This is a genomic window from Dehalobacterium formicoaceticum, from assembly GCF_002224645.1.
Lineage (GTDB): Bacteria > Bacillota > Dehalobacteriia > Dehalobacteriales > Dehalobacteriaceae > Dehalobacterium > Dehalobacterium formicoaceticum.
Genome location: NZ_CP022121.1, coordinates 3,426,203 through 3,448,386 on the forward strand (window position 1 = coordinate 3,426,203; position 22,184 = coordinate 3,448,386).

The 22,184-nt window shown below is 43.2% G+C and carries 15 protein-coding genes and 1 pseudogene; 14 read left to right on the forward strand and 2 right to left on the reverse strand.

The window, feature by feature from the left end:
* Positions 1-7: 7 nt before the first annotated feature.
* The 6 genes and pseudogenes from CEQ75_RS16700 to CEQ75_RS16725 form a co-directional block, all read left to right on the forward strand.
* Positions 8-2,335, forward strand: a complete 2,328-nt coding sequence (locus tag CEQ75_RS16700; RefSeq protein WP_242965490.1) for a VirB4-like conjugal transfer ATPase, CD1110 family — start codon at positions 8-10, stop codon at positions 2,333-2,335.
* Between the two features lie 110 nt (positions 2,336-2,445).
* The gene (gene dinD / locus CEQ75_RS16705) at positions 2,446-3,300 is read left to right on the forward strand and encodes a DNA damage-inducible protein D (RefSeq protein WP_089612199.1); all 855 of its coding nucleotides are present in this window, start codon (positions 2,446-2,448) and stop codon (positions 3,298-3,300) included.
* Positions 3,301-3,507: 207 nt separating this feature from the next.
* Complete coding sequence (locus tag CEQ75_RS16710) at positions 3,508-5,211, forward strand: CD1108 family mobile element protein (RefSeq protein WP_089612684.1); 1,704 nt, start codon at positions 3,508-3,510, stop codon at positions 5,209-5,211.
* A 13-nt stretch (positions 5,212-5,224) separates the two neighbouring features.
* Positions 5,225-5,476 carry a DUF4315 family protein gene (locus tag CEQ75_RS16715; RefSeq protein ID WP_089612200.1) on the forward strand — a complete coding sequence of 84 codons (252 nt, stop codon included), beginning with the start codon at positions 5,225-5,227 and terminating at the stop codon, positions 5,474-5,476.
* Positions 5,463-6,176 carry a DUF4366 domain-containing protein gene (locus CEQ75_RS16720; protein ID WP_089612201.1) on the forward strand — a complete coding sequence of 238 codons (714 nt, stop codon included), beginning with the start codon at positions 5,463-5,465 and terminating at the stop codon, positions 6,174-6,176. The genes CEQ75_RS16715 and CEQ75_RS16720 overlap by 14 nt, the downstream gene beginning before the upstream one ends.
* A gap of 166 nt (positions 6,177-6,342) precedes the next feature.
* Positions 6,343-6,876: pseudogene (locus CEQ75_RS16725) on the forward strand (toprim domain-containing protein); the annotation flags it as partial.
* A 204-nt stretch (positions 6,877-7,080) separates the two neighbouring features.
* Here the strand turns inward: CEQ75_RS16725 and istB are convergent.
* Positions 7,081-7,860 carry an IS21-like element helper ATPase IstB gene (gene istB / locus CEQ75_RS16730; protein ID WP_089608935.1) on the reverse strand — a complete coding sequence of 260 codons (780 nt, stop codon included), beginning with the start codon at positions 7,858-7,860 and terminating at the stop codon, positions 7,081-7,083.
* Entirely contained in the window at positions 7,857-9,446 is a 1,590-nt protein-coding gene (istA, locus tag CEQ75_RS16735; protein ID WP_089608934.1) for an IS21 family transposase, read from the reverse strand. Before istA ends, istB begins: the two co-directional genes overlap by 4 nt.
* A gap of 123 nt (positions 9,447-9,569) precedes the next feature.
* Between istA and CEQ75_RS16740 the strand changes: the two genes are divergently transcribed.
* The 8 genes from CEQ75_RS16740 (at position 9,570) to CEQ75_RS16770 (ending at position 22,074) form a co-directional block, all read left to right on the forward strand.
* The gene (locus tag CEQ75_RS16740) at positions 9,570-11,096 is read left to right on the forward strand and encodes a DNA topoisomerase (RefSeq protein ID WP_276327713.1); all 1,527 of its coding nucleotides are present in this window, start codon (positions 9,570-9,572) and stop codon (positions 11,094-11,096) included.
* A 52-nt stretch (positions 11,097-11,148) separates the two neighbouring features.
* Positions 11,149-13,752 (forward strand): YodL domain-containing protein, encoded by a 2,604-nt coding sequence (locus CEQ75_RS19675; protein ID WP_089612203.1) that lies wholly within the window; start codon positions 11,149-11,151, stop codon positions 13,750-13,752.
* A 2-nt stretch (positions 13,753-13,754) separates the two neighbouring features.
* On the forward strand, positions 13,755-13,976 hold the full coding sequence (locus tag CEQ75_RS16750; RefSeq protein ID WP_089612204.1) for a transposon-transfer assisting family protein: 222 nt from the start codon (positions 13,755-13,757) through the stop codon (positions 13,974-13,976).
* An 84-nt stretch (positions 13,977-14,060) separates the two neighbouring features.
* Positions 14,061-14,405 carry a DUF1413 domain-containing protein gene (locus CEQ75_RS16755; protein WP_157677515.1) on the forward strand — a complete coding sequence of 115 codons (345 nt, stop codon included), beginning with the start codon at positions 14,061-14,063 and terminating at the stop codon, positions 14,403-14,405.
* Positions 14,406-14,420: 15 nt separating this feature from the next.
* Positions 14,421-14,642: a hypothetical protein gene (locus CEQ75_RS16760; protein WP_089612206.1), complete on the forward strand. Its 222-nt coding sequence runs from the start codon at positions 14,421-14,423 to the stop codon at positions 14,640-14,642.
* A gap of 822 nt (positions 14,643-15,464) precedes the next feature.
* Complete coding sequence (locus CEQ75_RS19095; RefSeq protein ID WP_242842488.1) at positions 15,465-15,809, forward strand: TnpV protein; 345 nt, start codon at positions 15,465-15,467, stop codon at positions 15,807-15,809.
* 347 nt (positions 15,810-16,156) lie between these two features.
* Positions 16,157-21,739 carry an SNF2-related protein gene (locus tag CEQ75_RS16765; RefSeq protein ID WP_420838532.1) on the forward strand — a complete coding sequence of 1,861 codons (5,583 nt, stop codon included), beginning with the start codon at positions 16,157-16,159 and terminating at the stop codon, positions 21,737-21,739.
* Complete coding sequence (locus tag CEQ75_RS16770) at positions 21,739-22,074, forward strand: plasmid mobilization protein (RefSeq protein WP_089612208.1); 336 nt, start codon at positions 21,739-21,741, stop codon at positions 22,072-22,074. Before CEQ75_RS16765 ends, CEQ75_RS16770 begins: the two co-directional genes overlap by 1 nt.
* Positions 22,075-22,184 lie beyond the last annotated feature (110 nt).

Sequence of the window (22,184 nt, forward strand, 5' to 3'; positions counted from 1 at the left end):
CATTATAATGGCAAAAAACAAGAATAATAAAAAAGAGAAAAGCGCACAAGATACAATCCCCTTTCAAAAAATGTACCCTGATGGCATCTGTCGTGTTACGGATAATCTCTACACCAAGACCATTCGCTTTCACGATATCAACTATCAACTTGCTCAAAACGAGGATAAAACCGCTATTTTTGAGAGCTGGTGCGATTTTCTCAATTACTTTGATAGTTCCATTTACTTTCAGCTTTCATTCCTCAATATGACCGCAAACGCAAATGACTATGAAAGCAGTATCTCGATCAATCCACAGCAGGATGACTTTGACAGCATCCGAAGCGAGTACACAGAAATGCTTTTTAATCAGCTATCTAAGGGGAATAACGGTTTGATGAAAACCAAGTATCTTACCTTTGGCATAGAAGCTGAAAACATTAAAATTGCAAAACCAAGGCTTGAGCGAATAGAAAATGATCTATGGAACGGCTTTAAGCGACTTGGTGCAAAGGTAGACTCCCTTGACGGCAAGGAAAGACTCAAGCTCTTTCACAACATCCTGCGAATGGATGGCAACGAGCCATTTCACTTTGACTGGAAGTGGCTTGTCCCATCTGGACTATCGGTAAAGGATTTCATTGCACCCTCATCTTTCGAGTTTCGGGAAGGCAGAGTATTTAAGACCGGTGGCAAATTTGGTGCTGTATCCTTTCTACAGATCCTTGCACCTGAACTGAATGACCGCATTTTAGCAGACTTTCTCGACATTGAAAGCAATCTCCTTGTGACCATGCACATTCAATCAGTCGATCAGACCAAAGCAATTAAAACAATCAAACGTAAGATCACCGATTTGGATAAGATGAAGATTGAAGAACAGAAAAAAGCTGTCCGCAGTGGATACGACATGGATATTATCCCCTCTGATCTTGCCACTTACGGAGGTGAGGCAAAAAAACTCCTAGCGGATTTACAAAGCCGAAATGAACGAATGTTTCTTGTGACCTTTCTTATACTTAATACCGCAGATACAAAACAGCACCTTGAAAATACAGTGTTTCAGGCATCCGGTATCGCACAGAAACACAACTGCACACTGGTCAGACTTGATTATCAGCAAGAGCAGGGCCTTATGTCCTCTCTCCCACTTGGTTATAATCAAACGGTGATTCAGCGGAGCTTAACCACCTCAGCAACTGCGATATTCGTTCCCTTTACAACACAGGAGCTTTTCCAATCCAGCGGTGAGGCGCTTTATTATGGCCTGAATGCCCTTTCCAATAACCTCATCATGGTGGATCGCAAAAAGCTCAAAAATCCGAACGGTTTGATTTTAGGAACTCCTGGCAGCGGAAAAAGCTTTTCTGCAAAACGTGAGATTACCAACATATTTCTCATTACTACAGATGACATTATCATTTGCGATCCGGAAGCAGAGTATTATCCCCTCGTTAATCGTCTCAATGGCCAAGTTGTAAAAATTTCGCCCACAAGCACCGACTTTGTCAATCCGATGGATATCAACTTGAATTACAGCGAGGACGATAGTCCGCTTTCCTTGAAATCCGACTTCATACTCTCCCTGTGCGAGTTGATTGTGGGTGGAAAAGAAGGCCTTATGCCTGTAGAGAAAAGTATCATCGACCGCTGTGTCCGTCTTATCTACGCTGATTATCTGTCTAACCCTGTTCCTGAGAAAATGCCAATTCTTGAAGACTTGTACAATGCCCTTAAGGAACAGGACGAAAAAGAAGCACAGCATATCATGGCTGCTCTTGAAATCTATGTTACAGGCTCCCTCAATGTATTCAACCACCGCACCAATGTGGATATTAATAATCGACTTGTCTGCTTTGATATTAAGGAGCTTGGTAAACAGCTAAAAAAGCTGGGGATGCTCGTGGTGCAGGATCAAGTTTGGAATAGAGTAACGGTCAATCGTTCAGAAAAACGATCCACCCGTTACTATATGGATGAGTTTCACCTTCTTTTAAAAGAAGAACAGACTGCCGCCTATTCAGTGGAAATCTGGAAACGCTTTAGAAAATGGGGCGGCATTCCCACTGGGATTACTCAAAATGTCAAAGACCTTCTTTCCTCTCGTGAAGTTGAGAACATCTTTGAAAACTCTGATTTTGTGTATATGCTCAATCAGGCATCAGGCGACCGTCAAATCTTAGCAAAGCAGCTCAATATCTCTCCTCACCAGCTTTCTTATGTGACCCATTCCGGTGAGGGCGAAGGGCTTCTCTTCTATGGAAATGTGATTCTACCCTTTGCCGATAAGTTCCCGAAGGATACTGAGCTTTATCGCATAATGACGACAAAGCCGAATGAAACAGAAAAAACTTAGGTGATGGACAACAGGGGGACAATCTATCCCCCTGTCGCTATTCAAAAGACTCACTTTTCATTTCACAATATGGGAAAAAATGATACAATGAACGAAAGGTGGTGAGAAAAATGGCAACACTTATAGCAGCAGAATATAAGCAATTTGAAGATATAAAGCACGCTGATGATAACGGCGTTGAGTTTTGGTATGCCCGTGAACTTGCCAGTGTCCTTGATTACACCCAATGGCGAAATTTCACAAAGGTCATCGATAAAGCGATGTTGTCCTGTCAAAACAGCGGTTTTGAATGTGCAGACCATTTTGTCGAGGTCAGCAAAATCGTGGAGGCAGGCGCAACATCAAAACCGATAAATGATTTTGAGCTTTCACGCTATGCCTGTTATTTGATTGTTCAGAATGGCGATCCACGCAAAGAGCCTATCGCCCTTGGTCAAACCTACTTTGCTATCCAGACCCGCCGACAAGAAATAGCCGATAGATTCAATGAGCTTGATGAGGATAATAAGCGCCTTGTTATCCGTGGCGAGGTCACAAGTTGGAATGCAATGTTAGTAGAAGCAGCACACAAAGCTGGTATCACTGACCAATTAGAATACGCTCAGTTTCAAAATGCAGGCTACATGGGATTATATGGCGGACTAACCGCCGCAGATATTCACAGACGTAAAAATCTCAAAAAAAGCGATAAAATTCTTGACCATATGGGCAGTGAAGAACTTGGTGCAAATCTGTTCCGCATTACACAGACCGAGGCAAAGCTCCGACGTGAACAACCTCAAGGTCTGGAACCAGCAAGCGGCATCCATTACCAAGTCGGACAAACTGTCCGTGAAGCAATCATAAAAAACAATGGTACAATGCCAGAGGATCTACCAACTCCCGAAAAGAGCATTGCTGAAATTGGCAAGGAACAGCTTAAAAAACTGAAAGAGAAAAAAGAACCGCCTATGCTTGATGAATAGAGCACTCTTACGATTTTGCTGACCTCAGCAAAATCGCAATATAGAAAAAATTGATTGTTAGAAAGCCGCTTGTAGAGATACAGGCGGCTTTTTACGTGGAAGGAGGATTATGATTTGAGCAAAAGGCAAAAAAAGCCTTTCAGGCCTGCTGGAAAAGTATCTCGCCTTGCCTTTTCAGAAGAAGAACGTGCTGATCCAGCCCTCGAAATGCCCCTAAAAAAAGCAGAGAAAGCTGCTGATAAACTAGAAAAAGCCCATGCAAAAGTACCAAAAAAGAAAACCCTTGTTACAGAACGCACCCAAGATACCAGCACAGCCAAACGCAGGGTGCGTTTATATTTTGAAGAAATTGATAAGCCAAAGCCTCCATCTAAGCTTGCCCATGTCATCAAGTCAATTCCTCAAAAAGAGCTCAATGCTCAAATCCATAAAGAAATCCGAAAAAGCGAGCAGGACAATGTAGGCGTAGAAGCAGCACATAAAACAGAGGAAGGTGCAGAATTTGTGGCAAGTAGTATGCAAAAAGCCTATCGCAGCCACAAGCTTAAGCCTTACCTACAGCTTGCAAAAGCAGAAAAAAGCGCAGTGAAAGCCGAGATTAACTACCTTTATCATAAGAATTTGAAAGATAATCCTCAGCTCTCCTCAAACCCGCTTTCAAGGTGGCAACAAAAACAAAGGATTAAAAAGGAATATCTCGCTACAAGGTACGGCAAAGGAGCAAAAACCACACAGCAAACAGCTACTCATACTAAAAAAGCGGCTAAGACTGTAGCAGAAACTGCTGATAAACTTATTCATTATGTTGTCAGTCACCGGAAAATGGTATTGATGCTGATTGCTATTGCTACTGTGATCATTGTTATAATGAGTACGGTTTCATCCTGTCAACTTATGCTTCAAGGCGGTTTAAACAGCATCATCGGTACTTCCTACACATCTGAGGATGCGGATATTGTCGCAACCGACAACAACTACACAGCCTTAGAGAATGCTCTTCAACAACGGATCGACAACATTGAAAACGAGTATCCTGATTATGATGAGTATCGCTATGATCTTGATACCATTGGGCATAATCCCCATGAGCTTGCAGCCTACTTAACCGCACTGCTCCAAACCTACACGCCCAACGAGGCACAAAGCGAATTACAGCGTGTCTTCGATTCCCAGTATAAGCTGATCTTAACACCTGTGGTTGAAGTCCGTTACCGTACAGAAACTAGGACGGACACTTGGACGGATGCGGAAGGTAATAGGCACAGAGACACTTATACTGTTGAAGTTCCTTATGATTACTACATCTTAAATGTAAAACTTGATAATTTCACTGTCACGCCTATTGCAAACAGAAAACTTAATAGCGAACAACTTGAAATGTATAGCATCTACCTCGAAACTCGAGGCAACAAGCCATTTATTTTTGGTGGTGGCACCAACAACTCTGCTCCTTCTACTGATATAAGCGGTGTAAGGTTTCAAAACGGCACACGGTTGGGCAATCAAAACACTGTGAATATCGCAAAGGATCAGGTCGGAAATGTAGGTGGCCAGCCCTATTGGTCATGGTATGGCTTTAACAACCGTGTAGAATGGTGCGCCTGCTTTGTATCATGGTGTTTAAATCAAGCCGGCTACAGTGAACCAAAGTTTGCCTCCTGCAACTCTCAAGGTGTCCCTTGGTTTCGTGACCATGGGCAGTGGGCAAATGGTAATTACAAGGACCTAGCTCCCGGCGATGTCATTTTCTTTGATTGGGAAGGTGATGGCAGCGCAGACCATGTTGGTATTGTCATCGGCACAGATGGCGAGCGCGTTTACACTGTAGAAGGCAACAGCGGTGATTCCTGCCGCATCAGGGATTATGATTTAAACAGCAATGTCATCATGGGCTATGGATTAATGAATTGAAAGGAGACCACCTATGAACAAGCTTACCAAACTCCAAATGGAGATCGACAAGATTAAGCAAAAAATATCAGAACAGCAGACGAGGCTTCGTGAACTGGAACAGCAGAAAACAGAAATCGAGAATACTGAGATTGTAGAACTTGTCCGCAGTATGAAGATGAATACCAGCGAGCTTTCCACTTTCCTAAAGGCGTATCGAGAGAAAACCGATGCGCCTATTTTAATGCCCGCAACACAGGAGGATATGGACCATGAAAAAAATTAGAGCAATGCTTTTTACCGTGCTTCTTACAGTAATGATGAGCACTATTATATTTCCAGTCGCTGCTTTTGCAGGTGGTGGCGAGAATATCGATACAACACCCAAGGTACCTGAAGAGTCTATTCCTATCACTTCACCTTTAACACCTGAAGGAAACCTGACTCTCGTGGACGATATCAAGGTGGAAGAATCCACTGAAAAGCAGTTTGTGACACTCCAATCCAAAAACGGCAACTACTTTTACTTAGTCATTGACCGTTCAGGAGATAAAGAAAACGTCTATTTTCTAAACCTTGTAGACGAAGCTGACTTAATGGCACTTATCGAAGACAATAGCAAAAAGACCGAGCCACCCAAGGTGTGTACTTGTAGCGAAAAATGCGAAATCGGGAATGTTAACAGCACTTGCCCCGTTTGCACGAACGATCTAAACCAATGTGTCGGCAAATCATCAGCGCCTGTCGATAAAGCACCTGAGAAAAAGAGCAACACTGGCAGCCTACTTGTTATTCTGCTCCTTGTAGGCGGCTTGGGTGGCGCATTTTACTTTTTAAAAATGCTTAAAAACAAACAAAAGACCAAAGGTGATATTGACCCTCTTGATTATGATTACGATGAAGATGAGGATGAAGACGATAACAATGCCATCGAGGAAGAATACGAAAATGATGATGACGCAGAAAGCGAGGATGATGTTAAGTGAGTCCATTTACTGAAAGCATCAATAAAAAATCTACAAATAGAAAGCCTCAACCTGGGCAGGAAAACAAATCCCCTGCCCCTTCCACTGAAAAGTGTCCTAAAAAGGAGGACAGATCTCAGCATTATCGTGGAATCATATTCCTCCAAAAAGAAAGGAAAAAAAGCGAATGAATTTAGTCATAGCAGAAAAACCATCTGTAGCACAAAGCATTGCTGCTGTTCTCGGTGCAAACAAAAGGCATGATGGATATATGGAGGGTAGCAACTATATTGTATCGTGGTGTATTGGACATTTGGTTGAGCTTGCCACTGCCGATACCTATGATGAACGCTATGCGAAGTGGGATTATGCCGATTTGCCTATACTCCCTGAAAACTGGCAATATAGCATTTCTAATGGCAAAGAAAAGCAGGTAAGAATACTAAAAGAGCTGGCAAATCGAAAGGATGTGACTGTTATCACATCCGCCACCGATGCGGGGCGTGAAGGTGAGCTGATTTTCCGGTTGGTCTATGAAAAAATAGGCTGCAAAAAACCTGTAAAACGCTTGTGGATTTCCTCTATGGAGGAAAGCGCCATTGAGGATGGCTTTAAGAACCTCCGTGACAGCGGATATTATGATGACCTCTATCACTCTGCACTTTGTAGAGCAAAAGCCGATTGGATTGTAGGCATCAATGCAACGAGATTGTTTTCCGTTTGTATTTGTCAACTTAAAATTAGGCCATATAGTCATTTAATTTTCGGCCACTAAGAAAAAAAAATTTAGTCGTTTCATAAGCATATTTAGTTTTCAAAGAGCATTGTTTCACGATGAATGCTAACGCGCTATCGCTTGTTACATCCTGTATAAATGTTTATCAAAAACATGATAAACCTTTATACAGGGTTATTGTTTTTTTCTTCATGCCAGTTGCTGTTGTTGTAACCACTCCTTCGTTTCTTTCATGCGGTACGAGTTTCCATTCATGTTGACGATGTATGACTGATGCGTCAACCGGTCAATCATGGCCGCCGTCATCACGGGATCCTGAAAAATTTCACCCCATCGTTCGAAGGATAAGTTGGTTGTGATGATTGTCGATTTGCGACCAGCCCTCAGCGACAAATGGGTAAACAATAATTCAGATCCTTCCTTATCAAAAGATATATAACCCATTTCATCGGCAATAACCAAATCATATTTTTCAAAGCGGTTCTGGAAGGCTCGAAGAGTTTGCTCTGCTCGGCATTCTTTAATCCGGTTAATGAGGAGGGGAACAGTTGTAAACCATACTTTATATCCCTCCAGGCAGGCCTTTAAGCCTAGCCCAATACTCACATGCGTCTTGCCTGTTCCCGGGTTCCCCGCCAGAATAATGTTGCGCCCCTCCTGAATAAACTCTAATGTTTTCAGCTGCTTTAACTTCTTTTGGGCATCATCTGGCAAATCCGCGATGACCAAATCTTCAAGGTACTTTTTATGTGTAAATTCAGCCAGACGAATGCGATTATGCCGCGAGGCTTCCCGACGAGCATCACATTCCTTCTCCAGTAACTGCGCCAGAAATGCTTCATAACTGGCATCCTGCTGCGTTGACTCCCGAACTTGCTCATCCAAATGCTTACGAATCATAGGGAGTCTCAGTTCTTTGCTATATTCCAATATCGCTTCCTTAAACGCCTTGCGCGGCGCGTTACTCATGCAACGTCCTCCTTTGCTTTTGGTGTATGGGTATCAAACATGTCATCGTACATGCGAAGCTGCTGTGCTGACCGCTCTACAATCTCTTTTCCCGTTTTCGAGAGATTTGGTTGAACAACAGGCATCGCGTCACGATTCCTAGCACAAAGCACTTTAATTTTATCCGTAGTCACTTGAGCCGGATGAATTTTCTCCAGCTCCCGAATAGCTTGCTCGACTTCCGCAAATGGGACATCGTCTCGAATATATTGCAATAGCTGTATAAATTCCTTGTCTTGTTTGGTATAATATGTTTCGTATATTTCTTTTATCCTTTTAGGAGCCTGCTGCCATGCCGCACTACCGGCAAATGCACCAGGTTTTTTCCTTAGCGTATCCAAATAATGATTCAGATCAAGCCGCCACTCGTGGTTGCCGGTTAATCGCACATGCTCCGCTACCAAGGATTCCTGATGGAAGCATCGCACCCGGGTCGCATATGCTTTAATCATGATCGATTCACCTACCAAATGATCCGGTACTGAGTAACGATTCTGATCAACGATGATGGTGGAATATTTGTTCACCCGTCCATAAATCACGCGAGCTGCATCAAATGGTGGAAGGGTGGGCAGCAATGCGGGGCGCTCTTCTTCCAATCGTTCCTCCGCCGTCTGGCCGTTGTACTCATCATGGGACTTACGATTACGCTTAGTGCACACATCCTGCAAATATTGATTTGCCTCCTCCAGGGATTCAAATTCGTCCCGAAAAGCGAAGGCTTTTCGGCGAACGACCTCGACGCTTCGCTCCACATGACCTTTTTCGTTGCCCTTGCGAATATTGCAAAACCGATACTGAAAACCATAGTAGAGCGACAATTGAAGCAATCCTTGCGTCGGCTCCTTCTCCGTTCCAATAAACCTTTTCACCGCGACTTTCATGTTATCGTACACCATGGTACGATACACTTGGCCGATATGCTGGAAAAACAGGGCGTGTGCTTCCTGAAAACACTCTGTTGTTTGTTTGGTGAACAGATAAGCAAAGCGATAGTTCCCGTAAGCCGTTGTGAATACGGCCATCTGAAAAACTTGAAATTTTCCATTAATTTTTAGTTTAACCTCACCCCAATCAAATTCGCAAATGTCTCCAAGTTCATACAGAGCCTTAATAAACGCTTCCTTTGGTTTCCGTTCCAAGCTTCTAATGGTTCGAAGAACGGTACTGTAACTTAGTTGAGTACCCTCGGCTTCCAGTGCTTCAAAGATATCAATGGCTTTTTTTTGCTGCTTGTGCCGCCCCTGATTTCGCTTAGTTTCATTCTCGTCAAGATAGAACTGGATCCTGTTCACAACCTCGTCAGTCATTTTTCTTTTGGGTCGAATGCCCACAGTATACTTGGGGGCAGAAGTGAGGGTGTCGACTAGTGCCTGGATATCTGCCGACCCGCTCGACAATAATTGCTGTCTCCCTTCCTCATATTGTCCAATGTACTTTCCTACGGTGTCCCGATTGATCCCTGTTATTTTCGCAATTTCCCGGCGCGATTTCCCTTCATGAATATGCATCATTAAAATTTGTTGCTTGATGTTCATTGTGATCATCTCTCCCAGCCCCTACCTGTTGAATTTCCTCTCAAGTAGGTTAATCTATTGTGGCCGGTTTTTCAATGACTACGGTGGCCTACTATTAGATTACCATAGACATCCGTTCTCTATGGCCAAACCTTGAACGTGGGCAGAGTCATGTCTCCCACACTTGCCATGATTGTGGAGCGTGAGGCAGCAATCTCAGCATTTAAGCCTGAACCATTCTATGCCGTTCAGCTTGACTGCGGTACTTTTTCACTATCAAGCGAAAAGATTACGAATCAGCAGGCAGCAGAAACCTTACTCAAAGACTGTGATGGTCAAACTATTGCCATTTCTAGTGTGGAAAGCAAAGAAAAATGTGAAAAGCCACCCAAACTCTATGACCTCACCACTTTGCAACGAGAAGCAAACAGAAAGCTTGGCTTTACCGCTGAACAAACACTTTCTTACGCCCAAAGCCTATATGAGAAAAAGCTTATAACCTATCCTCGTACCGACAGCCGTTATTTAACTTTAGATATGTCCGAAAGTATCCCTGCCGTGGCAAAAGCTGCAGCAGGGATTTTTATGCCCCAAAGCTTTGAGTTTTCTATATGTATTGAGCAAGTGACGGATAACAGCAAGGTATCAGACCACCATGCTATTATTCCAACCATTTGCATACAAGACTGTGATTTTGCCTCGCTGCCCTTTGGTGAGCGTGAACTCTTACTGCTCATTTCCCTGCGTTTAGCGTGCGCCGTGAACGAGAGATGCAAATATGAAGAAACCACTGTCACAGCAATTGTCAGCGGTGTTGAGTTTACCGCAAAGGGCAAAACAATCCTTTCAGAAGGTTTTCATGACATTGAAAAGCACTATCATGCCATGCAAAACGATAAGCAATCATTAGAAAAGGAAAAAGTGCTTCCAACCATTACGGCGGATGAATCCTTTGTAGTAAGAGCAACTATTAAAGATGGTAAGACCAGTCCACCTAAGCACTTTACTGACGATACCATTCTTGCAGCAATGGAAAATGCAAATAATGCACTGGAGGATAGCGAGCGAAAGGGTATCGGCACACCTGCTACCCGTGCAGGCATTTTGGAAAAGCTGATAAAAACCGAGCTTTTAGAGCGAAAAGGTGATAAAAAAGCGAAACACTTCCTACCTACCCAAAAGGGCGTTTCTCTGATTACCGTATTGCCAGAAGCAATCCAGTCTCCGCAGCTTACTGCCGAATGGGAGGAAAAATTAAAACGAATCGAACACGGTCTTCTGTCTCCCAACAGCTTTTTGGAGGATATTTCTCAAATGACTAAAATCCTCATCAAGACCTATACGCCAATAAAGGGATCTGATGTCCTGTTCCCCTCCACTCAGGAAGCAATCGGAAAATGTCCTCGCTGCAGAAATGACGTGACAGAGAATAAGAAAGGCTTTTGCTGCCTAAACAAGACCTGTGGCTTTGCTCTTTGGAAAGACAACAAGTTTTTTACCGCAAAAAAAAAGAAACTCACCAAAGCTATTGCCATTGAGCTTTTGAAAAACGGCAAAGCGAAACTCACAGGCTGTTATTCCGAAAAGACCGGCAAGACCTACGATGCAGTTGTTTTGCTCGATGATTCAGGCGGCAAGTATGTGAACTTCATTCTGGAGTTTGCATCTGACAAGGCATAAGAACGGTACCTCCCCCCTCCCTCAAATTAAAAAACGAAAGGAGTAACGCCTTATGGCAGACAACACTACAACAAAAGAACGCTTAAAAGAGATTACCGATAGCATTGAAACCGGCATAAAGGAGTTATTTGAAAGTGACAAATATATGCAATATCTTAGAACCATGTCCAGGTTTCATAGCTATTCCCTCAACAATACCCTTCTCATCTCTATGCAAAAGCCAGATGCAACCCTTGTGGCAGGCTTTAATAAGTGGCGTGACCAGTTTTCCCGCCATGTAAAAAAAGGTGAACGTGGCATTAAGATTATTGCGCCTACTCCATTTAAGATGAAAAAAGAACAAGACAAGATTGATCCCGAGACCCATGCGCCTATGCTTGATGAACACGGGAAAGTACAGACAGAAGAAGTTGAAGTCAAGATACCTATGTTTAAAGTGGTTACTGTATTTGATCTCTCCCAAACCGAAGGTGAACCCTTGCCTGCCCTTGCAGCTGATCTGACAGGTGATGTCAACCAGTATAAAATTTTTATGGAGGCTTTGAAACGCTCATCTCCTGTTCCCATCGCGTTTGAACCTATGGGAGCCGGACAAGATGGATATTTCAGCAGCCGTGAACAGCGAATTGCTCTACGCGATGGCATGAGTGAAGTACAGACCGTAGCAGCCGCTATACATGAAATCGCTCATTCAAAGCTCCATAATTATGAGATTGAAAAGCTATCGGCAAAAGTTGATGAAAGTGCACCAATCCCAGTGCCTAAGGATCGCCGCACCGAAGAAGTTGAGGCCGAGAGTGTTGCCTATGCAGTATGCACATATTACGGTATCAAAACTGATGAAAACAGTTTTGGCTACATCGCTTCGTGGAGTAAAGGAAAAGAGCTTCCGGAACTACGTTCATCTCTTGAGCTTATCAACAAAACTGCATCTGCTCTCATTGGAGATATCGACAGGCATTTTGGCGAGATTGCAAAAGAGCAAGGCTTGGAACAAGCTCCCGAACACTTAGCCTATCAGGTAAATGAGTTGTTTTTCGCCATTCAAACAACCGAAGATGGCTATGATTATTCCATTTACGATAAATCCTATAACCTACTTGATGGCGGTGTTTATGATGATCCCACCATTTCAATCCATGAAGCCATCGACTCGATTGTCGAAGATGATTCCATAAGTGGCATTTCTGCTCTATCCGACCGTCAAAACGCAACGATCATCGACTATGAAGAGCTGACTACAAACGCTGATCAGGTGTGGCAGGAAAGCATGAGAACGACAGAAAAACCACGCTTATCAAAAGACAGTGATCATATTGAAGTTCCCGGACATATCGGCACTTGGTATGTTATTGATACTACCAATATCGATGGGAAGGATTACTTTCTATTGGAGCATGAAGAATATGGAGACGAATCATCTAATGTCATCATAAACGCACTGTCCGAGCTAATTATAGACGGTGTTTGGAATGGCTTTAGCGACTTGGAAGATCATTTTGATAGTATTGATATATTACCTTCTGCAACAAAACATCCTTTACCGGAGCCACCTTCAGAGGAACACAGCTATCCTCTGCCTGACCCCGTTGTGAGCATTGCAGACCGCAACTCATACGGTTACCTAAACGATGAAATGCTTCCCCTCTCACAAGAACGTGCTGCTGAGTTATTCGATCAAGACTTGACCGTGTATATGCTTTTTGAAGATGATACCGAAGCAATGGCTTTTGACCGTGAGGATATCGATAACCACAGTGGACTATTTGGCATTGAAAAGAACGATTGGACCGCACTTCAAGATTATGAGGAACTGAAGGGCGATGGTAGACGCTCCCCTGAAATACTAGAACAGCTCTTTATAGAAAGTCCAAAGGATGCCTTTGCCATTTATCAGCTTAAGAGAGGCGAAGAATATCGTGATTATCACTTTGAAGGACTAAAATACTTACAAAATGCTGGACTTGAAGTAGCACATGAAAACTATGATTTTATCTATACGGCATCCCTCTCTAATTACAATGGCGATATAAATAACACCTTGAACAAGCTATACGAGCAGTTTAATATAAACCACCCTACCGGATTCACTGGACATTCCCTGTCTGTCAGCGACATCATTGTCTTAAAGATAGATAATGTTGTATCCTCTCATTATGTAGATAGCTTTGGCTTTCAGGATTTGCCACAATTTTTAGAGTCTGCACCCCTTGTGCCAGATGATTTCCTATCGGGGGAAAAGATTGATACACCACGGGGAAGTTTTTCTTTGACCTCCATGACAAAGGAACAGATGGCGGAAGCTGGTTATGGCTTTCACCATTCTTCAGATGATGGCAAGTATCAGATTATGGGAAACGGCACCCGTGCATTTGCCATTAGACACGAGGACAACCCCCTTCGTACTGCTGAAATATCAACAGAGCAAAACTTCAACAAAATTGATGGCATAATAAACAACCAATCGACTGTATCTGAGCTTGAAGCAACCGTAAAATCAGGAGGTACAATCTCCCTATTAGACCTTGCAAACGCTGTACAGGCAGAAAAGCAGGACAAGCGTGCTTCTGTAGTTGAACAGTTAAATTCCAAGCAGTTTCAAGAGAAAGAAAAATCAAAAAAGGCACCCACTGTGAGTGCGGAAATGGAGAGATGATTATGAGTAAATTTACAGTTGAAGAAACTAATTTGATGTGTATTTACAATATCGGTTCAAGGACAGATTTACTATCTGAGCTTTCTGCGATGCAGAAACACCTTCAAGCTGACGAAACCGAGCTTCTTGATCTAACCAAGACGGTTATGGATAAATTATCAGCTATGAACGATGCTGAATTTGAGAACATAGTTGATGAGCTTGTGGCTGATTTTACGGAATAGTGAATTCTTTCTTTACATGCAGGTCCCTCCATGTTATTATATTCATGTAGGGACTTGCAAGAATGTAGTGGAAGGAGAAAGCAGATGCCAACTATTAAATTTGCACTGAATGATGAACATTTGAAGCGACTGGAACAAATGGCTAAAGATGATGGGGTTAGTATTCAAGATTGTATAAGAAATCGCCTATTTAACGTGTCAACAATATTTACACCAGTAGAGGCAGTCAATAGAGCATTAAAAAAATATTCAAGTGGAGACACTTTTACATTACCAGAGCTATATGAAGATGATTGGACCATTGCCAGAGGTGTAGCAGGAGTTTTTGGTAAGCAATTTTTTAACTTTGTTGAAACTGAATGCTCGGAAAAAATTAAATTTAATAAAATGGTTGATAGTGGTCGTAGAGCACAGTATAAAATAATATGATTTTAGGAGATTTTCATGAATAAACAACAATTAAACAAAAATATTAGAACAGATATAACTTTTTATGTCCAACAAAATAAAGGTATCTACAATACTCGAGATTTGATTTCAGTTCTTGCAACGAAACATCAGACTACCAAGCAAAGAGTTAGTGGAAATATCTCTTTCGTCGTCACAAAACTTCAACAACATCATATTACAACAATAACCCCTAAAAAAGAAAGCTATATCCACTAAATTGAGCAAAGGCACTTCCATATTGGAGGTGCTTTAAATTTTGTAAAAAGGAGGTTTAACACATGCCAACAAAAGCGCAATCCTTTGCACAACTTGCAGAGTTTACCGCCGAGCACCTGACAAGCAGCCTTGCCAACTGGACTGGATTTCTTACCACCGTAGGGCGACTATATAAATATCCATACCATGAGCAGTTAATGATTTACGCACAAAGACCTGATGCAACGGCTTGTGCTGATTATGAGCTTTGGAATAACAAAATGAACCGATTTGTTCACCGTGGCTCCACAGGCATTGCACTTCTTGATTCCACAGGTGACAAGCCAAAGCTTAAATATGTATTTGATGTTTCCGATACAGGCGGCAGAGAAAATTCTCGCCGCCCTTTTCTTTGGGAGATGCAAAATCACCACACCGAGCCTGTTCTTGAAATGCTTTCAGATAAATTTGATGTAGAAGAAAGTTCTCTTTTCGAGGCGTTTGACATCATTGCACGAAATCTATCGAAGGCGTATTATGAAGACCACAGAGATGATATTCGTTATCTCACAGGAAGCAGCTTTTTAGAAGATTACGATGAGCTTAGTCTCCAAACTGCTTTTGTAGATGCGGCAACTGTCAGTACTTCTTATACCTTGATGAAACGATGCGGACTGGATACAGAGGCATATTTCACCCATGAGGATTTCCTCCCTATTTTCGATTTTAATACAGCTGATGCCGTTTGCCTTTTGGGTACAGCCGTCAGTGAACAATCCGAAAAGATATTTAGACAAATAGCCATAACCATTGCAAAAACAGAACGTGAAAGGAGCAGCGAATATGAACAACATCACTTATCAGAAGAACGGGGATTATCAGATACCAAACCTGAGCATAGCGCCACAGGATCAGCCTTTGGGGAAATACGGGAGGATGCGAAAAACATATCTTCAGAAGCATCGGACAGCCTTGTTCAATTCCCTACTCCTGAGCGAGAAACTCTACCCTCATCTATTGGAGATAGATCACACCGCAACCAGACGGATGGATCAAATCATGACCGATTTACAGAAAAAGCAGACACCTCCCGACAAGATGATCTATCAGATGGAATGGGTAGGATACATGAACAACTTGAAGGCGCAAGCGGAGGAACTGATACTGGCGGAACTTATCTACAACTAAATCTTTTCCCAACAGAAGAAGAACAAATACAGCGTATAGCAGAGAGCGAAATGTCCTCTGCTTTTTCTTTGTCCTTATCAGAGATAGAGCACGAGCTTGTGCGTGGCACAGGCACACAGGATGGGAAATTCCGTGTCCAGCAGCTCTATCAGACCATGCCAGACCGCAAAACTGCCATTGATTTTTTGAAACAGGAATATGGATATTATGGGCATAGCCACACCTTTACCGATGGCACAAGTGGATTTGTTGATTATCAGCCATCAAAAGGCATGGTAATACAGCACTATGCCTCCAGCAGTAATATTGCTTTAAAGTGGGACGATGTTGAAAAACATCTTCGTGCCATGGTCCAATCTGATCGCTATTTAACCACTATTGAAAAAGACGAGCTTGATCACCGTGAAAGAGCTTCCATAGGAATGGATAATGCCATCCAAGAAAGTGAAATGGAACAAGCGCCACAGCCTGATCCCGTAGCACAAGAAATCACACAGGTAGACATAGACGCTGCCTTACAAAAGTGGAATGGCAATTTAGAGAGCAAGCAAAATGTTGCTAGATATATGCAAGAACACAGCCGTGAGCGAAACACAGCCGAATGGCTGAGAAATGAGTATGGAAGTAGTTCTGCATCTTTTACCATCACCAAAGGCGATATGACACTGGAACTGCCGTGGGCTAAAGTACAGCGATACGTGGCAAAGCTCATTGCAGAAGATGTCTTTCTCACAAAGCCTGAATCTTCTTATGCTGATGTTGAATCCGAACCCCAACACCTAACTGTGGAGCCTTCCCCTATTCCATATGTCCCTGGCGACACGGTCTACCTTGAAAATAACACGGCATTCATCATTGAAAAAATCGGACAACATGACATTACCCTTCGTGATCCCTCACTCTTCTATCCAATCCTTAGAGCAGAAAGTAGAGAAAGCTTCTTGCAGCTTTTGGAGCGCTATCCTCAGCCCGAAGCCGAACATGAAAAGGGTGAAAATTTCCGCATTACCGATGAGCATTTAGGCGAAGGCAGCAGACGTGACAAATTCCAGAGAAATCTAACTGCTATCACGACTTTGCTGACACTTGAAAAAGAAAACAGACCCGCTACAAAAGCAGAACAGGAGATCTTGTCGAAATATATCGGCTGGGGCGGCTTATCAGAAGTATTCGATAAGGATAATAACAGCTTCTCAGGAGAGTTTGCACAGCTAAAAGCCATCTTGTCTGAGGACGAATACAATATGGCACGAGCCTCCACTTTGAACGCTCACTATACCAGTCCTACCGTAATCAAAGCAATCTATAATACCGTTGAACGCATGGGCTTTAGTACGGGCAACATATTAGAACCGGCTTGTGGCACAGGGAATTTTTTTGGCCTCCTCCCCGACAGCATGGCAGATTCAAGGCTATATGGGATTGAACTGGACAGCATAACTGGCAGGATTGCAAAACAGCTTTATCCCAATGCCAATATTGAAATAACTGGCTTTGAAAAAGCTGAGCTGCCTGATAGCTTTTTTGACCTTGCAATCGGCAACGTTCCTTTTGGCAATTACAAACTCAGTGAAAAGCGGTACGACACCCAAAGTTTTCTCATTCACGACCATTTTTTTGCAAAGGCACTCGATAAAGTTCGTCCCGGAGGTGTTGTCGCTTTTATCACATCAAAAGGCACAATGGATAAGCAATCCCCTGAAGTTCGCAGATACCTTGCACAGCGGGCCGAGCTTTTAGGAGCAATCCGACTGCCGAACAATGCCTTTTTGAAAAATGCAGGCACGGAAGTCACCAGTGATATTCTGTTTTTACAAAAGCGCGACAGACCGATTGATGTGGATCGAGATTGGATTTACCTTGATAAAAATGAAGATGATATAACCCTCAACAGATACTTTGCCGACCATCCTGAAATGGTTCTTGGAAAGATGGAGATGAAAAGCGGTCAGTTCGGCATGGAAAGCACCTGTTCGCCAGTTCCCGATGTTGACCTTTCCGAGCTGCTAATGACAGCTATGGCAAACATCGATGGCATTATTCCTGAAGCAGAGCTACCTGATATCGAAATAGGTACCTCTACTTCGCTTCCTGCCGATCCTACGGTAAAAAACTTTTCCTATACCCTCATAAATGGTGAAGTCTACTACCGCGAAAACAGTCGCATGGTGCGCCCTGAGTTGAATCAAATGGCTAAGGAACGTATTACTGGATTGGTGAACCTCAGAGAGTGTGTTAATGACCTTATCCAATATCAGCTTGAAGATTATGGGGACGAGACAATCCAGCAGGAACAAGCTCGTTTAAACTACCTTTACGACAGCTTCACCTCAAAATATGGCCTTATTAATAGTCGTGGCAACAGTCTTGCCTTTAGCGAGGACAATTCTTATTATCTCCTTTGTTCTCTTGAGGATGTAGACGAAAATGGCAATCTGAAGTCCAAAGCCGATATGTTCACCAAACGCACGATCAAAAAACGGGCTGACATTACTTCCGTTGATACTGCAAGTGAAGCGTTGGCTGTATCCATTGGAGAAAAGGCAGTAGTGGACATGTCATTCATGGCAAAGCTCACAGGCATACAGGAAGATCAGCTTGCTGAAGAACTACAGGGCGTTATCTTTCGCCTGCCAGATCTCCAAAGCGAAGACAAGCCCACCTATGTCACTGCCGATGAATATCTTTCTGGAAATGTCCGTGAAAAACTACGAACCGCAAAGCTTGCAGCAAGGCTATCTGATATTTATCTTCCCAATGTCTCTGCACTAGAGGCAGCGCAGCCGAAAGACCTTGAAGCATCAGAGATAGATGTCCGTCTTGGTGCAACTTGGATTGACAAAAGCTATATCGAACAGTTCATGTATGATCTGTTTGATACCCCATGGCGGAATCAAGGCGATATCGAAGTAAAATACGCACCTTTTACTGCCGAATGGAACATCACCAATAAAAATAGCATCGGCTATAACAATGTAGCCGCTTATGTAACCTACGGCACTGACAGAGCAAATGCCTACCGCATTTTGGAAGACACCCTTAATCTTCGCGACATTCGTATCTACGACACTGTAACAGATCCCGACGGAAAGGAACGACGTGTTCTCAACAAGGATGCTACCACCTTGGCACAACAAAAACAACAGACTATAAAAGATGCTTTTCAAGAATGGATTTTCAAAGATGCAGACAGACGGCAAACCCTTGTCAGGCAGTACAATGAAAAATTCAATTCTATCCGCCCCCGTGAATATGATGGTCAGCACATTAAGTTTGGCGGCATCAATCCCGAAATCGCCCTCAGACCCCACCAAGTCAACGCCATTGCTCACATTCTTTATGGCAACAACACCCTACTCGCCCATGAAGTCGGTGCAGGTAAGACATTTGAAATGGTAGCCGCAGCAATGGAAAGCAAACGCTTAGGTTTATGTCAAAAGCCTCTCTTTGCAGTGCCCAACCATTTAACCGAACAATGGGCAAGCGAGTTTTTAAGGCTTTATCCTGCTTCAAACATTTTGGTCGCTACAAAAAAGGACTTTGAAACAAAAAACCGCAAAAAATTCTGTGCAAGGATTGCCACCGGAGAATATGATGCAGTCATCATTGGCCACAGCCAGTTTGAGCGCATCCCTATGTCCATAGAACGGCAGGAACGCTTACTCCGTGAGCAGATTGATGAAATCATTGATGGTATTGAAGAAATCAAGGCAAGCGGTGGTGAGCGCTTTACAGTCAAGCAACTTGAACGTACCAAAAAAGGACTGGAAGAACGGCTAAAAAAATTGGAGGCTCAAGAGCGCAAAGATGATGTGGTGACATTTGAGCAGCTTGGTGTTGATAGACTCTATGTTGATGAGGCACATAGCTATAAAAATCTATTCTTATATACCAAAATGCGAAACGTGGCAGGACTCTCTACCTCTGATGCTCAAAAATCCAGTGATATGTTTCTAAAATGTCGCTATATGGATGAGTTGACTGGCGGCAAAGGCATTGTATTTGCCACTGGCACGCCTATCTCAAACTCCATGACTGAGCTTTACACCATGCAGCGATATTTGCAGTACAACACGTTACAAAAAAATGGTCTTACCCACTTTGATTGCTGGGCAAGCACCTTCGGTGAAACAGTAACGGCAATAGAGCTTGCACCAGAAGGCACTGGATACCGTGCAAGAACACGCTTTTCCAAGTTTTTTAATTTACCGGAGCTTATGGCGATGTTTAAGGAAGTAGCGGATATCAAGACTGCTGATCAGTTAGACTTGCCGACCCCAAAAGTAATCTATGAAACGGTTGCCGTAAAGCCTACAGAAATCCAATCGGAGATGGTTAAGGAGCTATCAAAACGGGCAGCCGAAGTCCATGCGAATAAGGTTGATCCATCTATCGATAATATGCTCAAAATTACATCTGACGGTCGAAAGCTTGGGCTTGATCAACGGATCATCAATCCCCTACTGCCCGACGATGAAGCAAGCAAAGTTAATGCCTGCGTCAACAACATCTACCGTATCTGGCAAGAAGGCTCTGCAGATAAGCTGACACAGCTTGTGTTTTGTGATATCTCCACGCCTAAAGGAAGGGCCATGATGCAGGACGATCGGGCTGCAAAGGCAGGTTCACAGACCATTAACGGTATTGAGCTTGCCGCGCTTGAGGATAGTATGCCTGATTACGTCACTGAAACTGGCACTGTTGGATTTAATGTTTATGATGATATTCGAAACAAGCTGGTGTCAATGGGAATGCCAAAGCATCAGGTGGCTTTTATCCATGAGGCAAATACAGAAGTGCGGAAGAAAGAACTCTTTGCTAAGGTTCGCACTGGCGATGTTCGTGTTCTGCTAGGCAGTACGGCCAAATGTGGTGCGGGTACAAATATTCAAGACCGTCTTGTCGCCCTACACGACCTTGACTGCCCGTGGCGTCCCGGAGATTTGACCCAGCGTTCAGGCAGAATTGAACGTCAAGGCAACCTCAATGAGCAAGTTGGGATCTACCGCTATGTAACTGAGGCGACCTTTGATGCATACCTTTGGCAGACTGTCGAAAACAAGCAAAAATTCATCTCACAAATAATGACCTCCAAAAGTCCTGTTCGTTCCTGTGAGGATGTAGATGAGGCTGCTCTCTCCTATGCCGAAATCAAAGCGCTCTGTGCAGGCAACCCCAAAATCAAAGAGAAGATGGACCTTGATATCGATGTGGCGAGGCTCAAACTTTTAAAATCAAATCATCAAAGCAGCCAGTACCGTCTTGAGGATAATTTGCTGAAATACTTCCCTGAAAACATAGAAAAAAACAAAGGCTATATCAAAGGCTTTGAGCAGGATTTGCAGACCCTAAAAGCGCATATTCCAAAGGATGGCGAATTCATACCAATGCTCATTAAGAACGATACCCTAACGGATAAGGACAACGCAGGAGCAGCACTCTTGGAAGCCTGCAAAGAAGTAAAAGGTAGTGAATCCGTAGAGATTGGAAGATACCGTGGATTCTCTATGCATCTATCCTTTGACAGCTTCAACAGGGAGTTTCAACTCACACTCAAGGGAGCAATGAGCCATCCTGCTAGACTAGGTATGGATGCCCGAGGAAATCTCATTCGTATTGATAATGTTCTTGCTTCTATGCCTGAGCGCTTAAAGGCGGTAACAGATCAACTGGACAATCTCTACAATCAGCAAGCTGCTGCAAAAGCAGAGCTAGGCAAGCCATTCCCTCAAGAACAGGAGCTAAAAGAAAAAACCATACGGCTCTCAACCCTCGACGCTGAGCTTAATATGGATGCAGGCGGCCACGCCCCCTCCAGTGATGCTCTATGCAAAAAAGACCGTCCTTCCATCTTAGATTGCTTAAAACAACCTCCCAAAATCGGCAAAGAGCTTAAGGGAAAGCATGAGAAAGAAATGGAGGCACGATAATGGCAAAAAGGGCACGAAATATTCAACTTCACTTTATGGTGACGGAACAGGAGCGTAGTTTTATTGCAGAAAAAATGGAGCAGCTCGGCACAAAAAATTTAGGAGCCTATCTTCGCAAAATGGCGGTAGACGGCTACGTCATACAGCTTGATTTGTCAGATATTCGTGAATTGGTAAGCCTACTTCGACGCACCAGTAACAGTTTAAATCAGCTCACAAAGCGCGTACATGAAACAGGCAATATTTACAGTGATGACATTGAGGAATTAAGAAAAAGCTACGATAAACTTTGGGAGACGGCAGATGAAATACTCTGCCGCCTTTCTACAATTTAAAATCCGTATCATGGACAGACAGATAAGGCTTTGGTACGCTTGTCTTATAAAAATGGAGGTCGGTCTTATGAGAATCCTACTTAAAATAATTTTGTTCCCCATAACCCTTA

What these genes read in the sequence shown, in the direction of transcription:
- CEQ75_RS16710 (WP_089612684.1), top strand. Translation starts at nt 3,508, where the DNA reads ATGCCCCTAAAAAAAGCAGAGAAAGCTGCTGATAAACTAGAAAAAGCC.
- istB (WP_089608935.1), bottom strand. Translation starts at nt 7,860, where the DNA reads ATGAGTAACGCGCCGCGCAAGGCGTTTAAGGAAGCGATATTGGAATAT.
- CEQ75_RS16750 (WP_089612204.1), top strand. Translation starts at nt 13,755, where the DNA reads ATGAGTAAATTTACAGTTGAAGAAACTAATTTGATGTGTATTTACAAT.
- CEQ75_RS19675 (WP_089612203.1), top strand. Translation starts at nt 11,149, where the DNA reads ATGGCAGACAACACTACAACAAAAGAACGCTTAAAAGAGATTACCGAT.
- CEQ75_RS16755 (WP_157677515.1), top strand. Translation starts at nt 14,061, where the DNA reads ATGCCAACTATTAAATTTGCACTGAATGATGAACATTTGAAGCGACTG.
- dinD (WP_089612199.1), top strand. Translation starts at nt 2,446, where the DNA reads ATGGCAACACTTATAGCAGCAGAATATAAGCAATTTGAAGATATAAAG.
- CEQ75_RS16770 (WP_089612208.1), top strand. Translation starts at nt 21,739, where the DNA reads ATGGCAAAAAGGGCACGAAATATTCAACTTCACTTTATGGTGACGGAA.
- CEQ75_RS19095 (WP_242842488.1), top strand. Translation starts at nt 15,465, where the DNA reads ATGAACAACATCACTTATCAGAAGAACGGGGATTATCAGATACCAAAC.
- CEQ75_RS16700 (WP_242965490.1), top strand. Translation starts at nt 8, where the DNA reads ATGGCAAAAAACAAGAATAATAAAAAAGAGAAAAGCGCACAAGATACA.
- CEQ75_RS16765 (WP_420838532.1), top strand. Translation starts at nt 16,157, where the DNA reads ATGGTCCAATCTGATCGCTATTTAACCACTATTGAAAAAGACGAGCTT.
- CEQ75_RS16720 (WP_089612201.1), top strand. Translation starts at nt 5,463, where the DNA reads ATGAAAAAAATTAGAGCAATGCTTTTTACCGTGCTTCTTACAGTAATG.
- istA (WP_089608934.1), bottom strand. Translation starts at nt 9,446, where the DNA reads ATGATCACAATGAACATCAAGCAACAAATTTTAATGATGCATATTCAT.
- CEQ75_RS16760 (WP_089612206.1), top strand. Translation starts at nt 14,421, where the DNA reads ATGAATAAACAACAATTAAACAAAAATATTAGAACAGATATAACTTTT.
- CEQ75_RS16715 (WP_089612200.1), top strand. Translation starts at nt 5,225, where the DNA reads ATGAACAAGCTTACCAAACTCCAAATGGAGATCGACAAGATTAAGCAA.